The sequence below is a fragment of the Magnetococcales bacterium genome (assembly GCA_015231925.1).
GTDB lineage: Bacteria > Pseudomonadota > Magnetococcia > Magnetococcales > JADGAQ01 > JADGAQ01.
Window position 1 is genome coordinate 1 of the sequence record JADGAQ010000205.1, and the last position, 7,152, is coordinate 7,152.

10 protein-coding genes are annotated in these 7,152 nt (G+C 61.0%); 1 reads left to right on the top strand and 9 read right to left on the bottom strand.

Features of this window, described 5'->3' with window-relative positions; genetic code table 11:
* Positions 1 to 38 precede the first annotated feature (38 nt).
* The 9 genes from csrA to flgF form a co-directional block, all read right to left on the bottom strand.
* Positions 39 to 272 carry a carbon storage regulator CsrA gene (gene csrA, locus HQL56_16930; protein MBF0311202.1) on the bottom strand — a complete coding sequence of 78 codons (234 nt, stop codon included), beginning with the start codon at positions 270 to 272 and terminating at the stop codon, positions 39 to 41.
* 96 nt (positions 273 to 368) lie between these two features.
* Positions 369 to 872 (bottom strand): flagellar protein FlgN, encoded by a 504-nt coding sequence (locus HQL56_16935; protein MBF0311203.1) that lies wholly within the window; start codon positions 870 to 872, stop codon positions 369 to 371.
* Positions 873 to 892: 20 nt separating this feature from the next.
* On the bottom strand, positions 893 to 1,204 hold the full coding sequence (gene flgM / locus HQL56_16940) for a flagellar biosynthesis anti-sigma factor FlgM (GenBank protein ID MBF0311204.1): 312 nt from the start codon (positions 1,202 to 1,204) through the stop codon (positions 893 to 895).
* A gap of 73 nt (positions 1,205 to 1,277) precedes the next feature.
* Entirely contained in the window at positions 1,278 to 1,691 is a 414-nt protein-coding gene (locus HQL56_16945) for a rod-binding protein (protein MBF0311205.1), read from the bottom strand.
* Positions 1,688 to 2,815: a flagellar basal body P-ring protein FlgI gene (locus HQL56_16950; GenBank protein MBF0311206.1), complete on the bottom strand. Its 1,128-nt coding sequence runs from the start codon at positions 2,813 to 2,815 to the stop codon at positions 1,688 to 1,690. Before HQL56_16950 ends, HQL56_16945 begins: the two co-directional genes overlap by 4 nt.
* Before the next feature lie 43 nt (positions 2,816 to 2,858).
* Positions 2,859 to 3,551 (bottom strand): flagellar basal body L-ring protein FlgH, encoded by a 693-nt coding sequence (locus HQL56_16955; GenBank protein MBF0311207.1) that lies wholly within the window; start codon positions 3,549 to 3,551, stop codon positions 2,859 to 2,861.
* A 27-nt stretch (positions 3,552 to 3,578) separates the two neighbouring features.
* Complete coding sequence (gene flgA, locus HQL56_16960) at positions 3,579 to 4,289, bottom strand: flagellar basal body P-ring formation protein FlgA (protein MBF0311208.1); 711 nt, start codon at positions 4,287 to 4,289, stop codon at positions 3,579 to 3,581.
* 11 nt (positions 4,290 to 4,300) lie between these two features.
* The gene (gene flgG / locus HQL56_16965) at positions 4,301 to 5,092 is read right to left on the bottom strand and encodes a flagellar basal-body rod protein FlgG (GenBank protein ID MBF0311209.1); all 792 of its coding nucleotides are present in this window, start codon (positions 5,090 to 5,092) and stop codon (positions 4,301 to 4,303) included.
* A gap of 33 nt (positions 5,093 to 5,125) precedes the next feature.
* On the bottom strand, positions 5,126 to 5,932 hold the full coding sequence (gene flgF / locus HQL56_16970; GenBank protein ID MBF0311210.1) for a flagellar basal-body rod protein FlgF: 807 nt from the start codon (positions 5,930 to 5,932) through the stop codon (positions 5,126 to 5,128).
* A gap of 233 nt (positions 5,933 to 6,165) precedes the next feature.
* On the opposite strand from flgF, the gene mazG reads away from it, so the two are divergent.
* Complete coding sequence (gene mazG / locus HQL56_16975; GenBank protein MBF0311211.1) at positions 6,166 to 7,032, top strand: nucleoside triphosphate pyrophosphohydrolase; 867 nt, start codon at positions 6,166 to 6,168, stop codon at positions 7,030 to 7,032.
* Positions 7,033 to 7,152: the final 120 nt, after the last annotated feature.

Sequence of the window (7,152 nt, forward strand, 5' to 3'; positions counted from 1 at the left end):
CAAACCAGGAAGCCCTCCTTGCGGAGGGCTTCCTGGTTTTACTTCTGGGAGAGTATGCGGGAGGCCTGGTCGAGGACGTCGTCGGACATCTTCCGGTTGGCCTTGCGGGTCTCTCTCTTGATTTTGTCGTAAATCTCCTCGCGATGCACTTCCACACTGCGGGGGGCATCGATGCCGATGCGCACCTGGTTGCCTTTGATGCCGAGCAGGGTGATTTTTATATCATCACCGATGTTCAAGCTCTCCCCGACTCTCCGTGTCAAGATCAACATGTCCTTATTCCTCCGGCACAATGCCCCGCCCAGGTCAGTTCCATCCGGGCCATGATCGAATTTGGTTTTTCGGCCTTGAAGGCCTGCTCCGAGTGTTCAGAGCTGTCGTGAAAACAGGTTGAGACCATTTCCCGCCTTGTGCGACCCGGTACGGGTATACGCCACCGGTTTGGCGGTTCCTTCCGTCAATACTCCCAAAACGGCCTGTGTGGCCGCCTGAATGCCGCGCAAAACGGCCTTGTTCGCCTTGTTCGCCTCGTCGGCCTGCAAAATGGCCTCCTTCAGCTTCTCCCGACACTTGGGCAGATCCAGCTTGCGCGCCGTTTCGCCCAAAGCCTCCACCAGCTCCTTCAGAGTCAGGGTTGGGCCGGGCAGGCCCAGGGATTGGCCGAGGTCCGCCACCAACTCCTGCCGCCTGGCCTCTTCCTGACGGATCTCTTCCAGAAGGTCGCGAATTCGCCGGGAGGTCTCTTCCACCTCCTGGGTGCGACGCTTCATCAGGAAACCCCGCTCCACCAACATCAGTTCCCGCAACGCCTCGAAGCGCCCCGTCAGATCGGTCAGGAGCTGTTTGAGTTCGCGTATTCGGCTGATGTCCACGGCTGGTTTCCTTCAAGAGTTCAGATGGAGCGTTTTCCTTCCGAAAGCACCCGGCGCAGGATCTTGTCCGCCACGTCCAGGTTGGAGACGCTGTAGCGACCCGCGGCCAAAGCCTCCCGGATCGGTTCCACCACCTCCAGACGAATATCCGGAGCCGATTGAGCCCGCTCGCTGGCTCCGCTGATCAGGCGGGCTCCCGGAGAGACCTCCACATCATCCTTGCGGGATTTGGGTGCGCTTTGGGCGGCATACCGCTCCAGCGCCCCGGCGGAACCGACACGCCGTCCGGTGATCCGTCCCAGTTTATTGGAGTCCACTCCCTTGATTTTCATGACGATTTCCCTTCGCCCATACCGGTTCCCGTCCTCGTCTACCGGTTCGCCTCGACGGCAACCGGTAGTCCCTTCATCCTTTTATCGGTAGTTTACCCTGGATGTTTAGGGAATTCCCTTCCATTTCAGTCCTGCGCAACGCTTCCGTGGCCAAAGCCGGGTTGCGGGCGCGATTCATCTGTTCGTAGAGGGCCTCCTTGAGACCCAGTCCTCCCGGTCGACGGCTGGCGATGGTGGCGTACTCCCCGTCCAGCATGTCCGAAAAGAGCTTTTCCCCGGATCCCTTGGCAAAGGGTGTATCCTTGTCCGCCTCGGGAACACCCTTGCGCATAACCTCCAACATCTGGCGGATGAACAGAGCCTCGAAGTCGGCCAACGCCTCCTTGAGGGGACGATCATCCCGCGCACCGGCCTTCGCCTCCGTCCGCACCCCGACTTGGCCCGTCCGGGGGGTACCCAAATCCAGTCCCGGCGATACGATGTTCATAGGATCTCCAGATTGGCTTGCAGTGCCCCGGCGGCCTTGATCGCCTGAAGAATGGCGATCAAATCCCGGGGAGTGACTCCCACTTTGTTGAGACCCCGCACCAGATCCCCCAAGGTGACCCCTTCCTGCATCTCCAACAGGCGGGCATCCTGCTCCTTGACCTCAACCTGTCGCTGGTTGGTAACCACCGTCTGCCCGCCGGACATCGGCTGCGGCTGGCTCACGGAGGGGGTGTCGGTGATCTTCAGGCTCAGATTGCCGTGGGAGAGAGCCACGGTGGAGATGCGTACATTCTCCCCCATGACGATCGTGCCCGTGCGTTCGTTGACGATCACTTTGGCCGGGGTATCCGGCTCCACCTGGAGATTTTCCAGACGGGAGACGAACTCCACCACCCGCCCCTCGTAGTTGTCCGGCAGTTTCACACTGATGGTGCCGGAGTCCTGAGCCATGGCCACCGGTTGGCCCAACAGGCTGTTGATGGCCCGCACCACCCGGTTGGCGGTGGTGAAATCGGGGTTGTTCAACGCCAATTGCAATTTCCGTTCCTGATTGAGTTCAAAGGGAATTTCCCGTTCCACCAGGGCTCCGCCGGTGATGCGCGCCACCGTGGGATGGTTCTTTTGGGCGGTTTGACCGCCACCCCCTCCCCCGGCGCCCTTGCCGGCGGAAAACCCCGCCACGGAAACCGGCCCCTGGGCCACGGCGTAGATGCGACCATCGGCACCCTTCAGGGGCGTCATGATCAAGGTTCCGCCCTGCAAACTGCTGGCATCTCCCAGAGAAGATACCGTTACATCCACTTTGCTGCCCTGGCGGGCGAAAGGAGGCAACGACGAGGTGACCATCACCGCTGCCGCATTCTTGACACTGACCGCGTCAGGAGTGGAGATACCCATGCGCTCCAGCATCATCTTCACCGACTGCGAAGTGAAGGGGGTGGAGGAGTCGCCGCTGCCGTTCAAACCCACCACCAGACCAAAGCCGGTCAAGGGGTTTTCCCGCACCCCTTCGATGTCCACCACATCCTTCAGGCGGACCGCCTCGGCACTCCCCGCCAGAAGCAGGCTCAACAGCCCCACCCCCAGAACCATCAGACTTCGCAACATCCCTTGGGCATCCATGACCTGATACTCCCGCGTCCCTCCGTGGGACACCCTGCTCTATTTAGAAGAGGCGGATATTGGCAAAGAAGCGATTCAACCAGCTCGGCTCCTGCTGATCCGCGATATCCCCCTCCCCGGAAAACTCGATGCGGGCATCGGCTATCTGGGAGGATTTGACCGTGTTGTTCTGGGTTATATCTTCCGGACGAACCACCCCGGAAAGCATGATGAACTGGTTCTCGTTGTTGAGAGTCAGATCCCGCCGCCCCTCGATACGGAAGTTGCCGTTGGTCAGAACCTCGGTAACCACACAGGAGATGGTGGTGGTGAAGGTGCTATCGCGGGTGGTCTGCCCTTGACCGGTCGATTCGTGTTTACCCTCGATCTTGGCGGCATCCTTGAACTTGGAAAGGCCACCCTTCTGAATCGCCTCCGTCGCTCCGAAAAGCCCCCCCAAGTCCATCTCGTTCTTGTTGTCCCGGCTCAGTTTGGTCTGGGCGGCGTTGGAGGCGTTGGATTTTTCCGCCACCACCACCGTGATCAAATCCCCCACCGCCCGCGCTTTGCGATCGGTGAACAGGCTGTTGCGGTCCGTACTCTGCCAGATGGAGCCCTTGTTGGGCGACAGCGTTTCCGGAGCCTGGCTGGTCAGACTGGTCGCCATGGGAGTCGGCGGTCGCTGGGCGGCGCGGGTCGCCCCACAGCCACCCGCCAGCAGACCCGCCAGAACCAACACACCCCACTTTGCCCACATGCCGTTCACCTTCATCCGACGTCCCCTTTACCTTCCGTCCACCCGCACTTCACCCGGCCCGACCACCTTGGCGGCAAAGCGAACCTGGCTGTCAGGATTGCGCACCTGAATGAACTCGCCCACCCGACCCTCGGCATCCGCCACACCCAAAGCCCGGATGTGCAGACCCGCCATTTCCATCAGCACCGTGACCTTTTCCCCCCGTCCCACCGCCAGCGGCGTATTGAACCAGCCCGCCTGCAACGGACGATTGGCCGTAACCATGCGCGTCGCCGCCTTGCCCACCACCGCATCGGCTTCGGTGATCAGATCCTCCGGCACCTTGCGGAAACTCACCGTCTCCCAACTTACGTCCGAGGCAGCCACCACGTCGTTGCGTTTCAGCGTGCGCTGCACCACCGGCACCTTCAGACGGCGCTCCAGCTCTGCCACCACCGCCATCTCCCGGACCACCTCGCCATTTACGTAGATGGCAACCGGGACCGCCTGCCGACCTGCGTCCATCTGCTTCGGCAGATCCACCACCCAGGTCACCTCCCCGTCCGGAACCTTGACATCCTGGGGAAGGAAAAGACGCTGCACCGCAATGCCCGATTGTTCCCGATCCAGCAGTTGCTGCAGATCCCGTGTCACGGACCGCACCATCGCTGTCTTGTCGAGTACCTGTGCCGAAACCACCGTCAGACTGAAATAGGTGGTCAACAGCATCAGAATGGTGCGCCCTGCCCTGGATATCACGTCAATCACCCCTACCGCCGCAGATTGGCCGCCTGACCCAACATATCGTCCGCCGTCTGGATGGTTTTCGAGTTGATCTCATACGCCCGTTGGCTGGCGATCATGTTGACCATCTCTTCGACCATGTTGACGTTGGACATTTCCAGGTAGCCCTGTTGCACCGTACCCAAACCGTTGTCGCCGGGATTGCCGGTGGTGGCCGTTCCGGAAGCGCCGCTCTCCTGGAAGAGGTTGCGCCCGATGGCCGTCAAACCGGCATCGTTGACGAACTGAGCCAGTTGAATGGTACCCAGATTCTGCGGAGTCACCTGATTGGGCAACAACACGTTGACCGTTCCATCGGGACCGATGGAGACCTGTTTGGCCTCCTGGGGCACATTGAATCCGGGATTCAGCAGATAGCCGTCGGCGGTGACGATCTGTCCGGTATTGTTCAGCTTGAAGCTGCCATCCCGGGAATAGGCCGTCTCCCCGTTGGGCAGCTGAATCTGGAAGAACCCTTTGCCCTCGATGGCCACATCCAGTTGATTGCCGGTCTGGACGTAGTCGCCCTGGGTGAACATCTTGCTCACCGAGACTGCCCGCACGCCGTGGCCCAACTGAATACCCACGGGAACCTGGGTGCCCTCCGCCGAAGTGGCCGAACCGGCTGCCCGCATGTTCTGGTAGAGCAGATCCTGAAAATCGGTCTTGGAACGCTTGAACCCGGTGGTGTTGGTGTTGGCCAGGTTGTTGGCGATCACGTCGATATTGGTTTGTTGCGCCTGCATGCCGGTGGCAGAGGTCCAAAGAGCGCGAATCATGGAATCACTCCTCTTGAGTGTGCTTGGTCAGAATCAGCCTTGCAGGCGTCCCACCTGGTTGGCAGCCTGGTTGTCCAGTTCGTCCAGCGCCTTCATCATCTTCATGTAGCTTTCGTAGGCGCGATGGGTATCGATCATTTGCGTCATGCTGTGAACCGTATTGGCGTTGGAGCCTTCCAGGTAGCCCTGGTTGACGCCGGTGGTCGCCGTGACGGGAACCTCGGAACCCGCCGGGGCGGAGTAGAGGTTCTGTCCGGTCTTCTCCAACTCTTTGGCGGGCAGATTGACCAGCCCGATGCGTCCCAACGTTCCCTGATTGCTCGACAGGGTGCCGTCCCGGGCGATTTCCACCGGACCACTGCCAACGGTCAGAGGCCCGCCCCCTTCGTCGAGAACTTGATAACCGTCTTTGGTGACCAGCTCACCCTGATTGTTCACCGCAAAGGAGCCATCCCGTGTGTACTGTACTCCGGCGGGAGTCTGCACCCGGAAAAACCCCTCCCCTTCGATGGCCACATCCAAAGGATTGCCCGTAGCCTGCAACGAACCCTGGGTCAGGTCGACCGTGGTGTTCTTCGCCATGGGATAGCTCATGGGAATGGCATTGGTGGCCGGGCTGCTGAAGGGAAACGGAATGTCTCCGGGACCGCGAAAGCCCATGAACGAATCGGTCGGCAAGGGAAACTGCTCCGGACCCGGCGCGGTCATGAACGACTCGAAGGAGATGTTCTGCCCCTTGTATCCCGTGGTGTTGGTGTTGGCCAGATTGTTGGCCAGAACCTCCAGCCGCCACTCCATGCGACGTGCCCCATTGACTGCAGCATACAATCCACTATCCATCGCTCGTCTCCCTGAACGGTTCGAATCTCTCCGCAAAGATTGGAAGCAACACCCGTGCCAGGGGGGCAAATCCTTCCCATCCCGCGCGGAAAGCCGCTTCCCGACGGAAAACGGCCCTTTAACCGTGGTGCCATGGCACTTTTTGCCGCCGGAAACGGAAAACTTTGACTCCCGTCCCGGAGTGCCACACCATGCCAGCCTCGCATTCACCTGAAATCTCCGGGATCCGTGACATGAGCAGCCAGCCCTCTCCTTCTGCGGACGAAACCTCCATCGGCGCGGCCCTGGAGCGTCTGGTCGCCCTGGTGGCCCGACTGCGCGGCGAAGGCGGCTGCCCCTGGGACCGGGCCCAAACCCATCACTCCCTGCTGCCCTTCACCATCGAGGAGGCCTACGAGGTGGTGGAAGCGGTGGAGAGCGGCAATCTGACGGAGCTGAAAAAGGAGTTGGGGGATCTGGCCTTCCATGTGGTCCTCTACAGCCGCATCGCGCAAGAAGGGGGCCACTTCGATCTGAAGGAGGTGCTGGAGCGGGTGGTCAGCAAGATGGTGCATCGCCATCCCCACGTCTTCGGCGAGGAGCGGCTGGAGAGTCCCGATGCGGTGGTGAAGGCCTGGCACGCTCTCAAGGAGGCAGAACGGGCCAAAACGGCCCGGGAAGAGGGCAAAACCCCCGAGAAATCCTCTCCTGCCGGGCTCTTCGCCGGACTCACCGGCCAGATGCCCGCCCTGCTCTGGGCCTATAAAAGCCAGCAGAAGATGGCCCATGTGGGCCTGGACTGGCCCGATCTCTCGGGAGTGGTGGACAAGGTCGAGGAGGAGTTGGCGGAACTGAAGGAGGTGGCCACCCATCCCGATGCGGCGGCGGCCCGGGAAGAGGAGGTGGGGGATCTGCTCTTCGCCGTGGTCAACCTGGCCCGTCACCTGGGCGTCAACCCGGAAACGGCCCTGCGTCAGGCCACCCTCAAGGTGCAGGACCGTTCGATGCGCATCGGACGACGGCTGGAGTCGGAACACCGTTCCTGGAAGGGCTTGTCCCTCGACGAGCTGGATCAGTTGTGGCTTTGGGCCAAAAGAGTCTCGTCGGAAAACGCCTCCTGATCGTCCCTTTTCAGTCATACGGGGGTCCGGGGGGGATTATCCCCCCCGGCGGGGTTCGGGGCAGCGCCCCGAGGTTTTATCCGTTGACGTGTCCGTAAGCGGTCCGCAGCATCAAAAGAA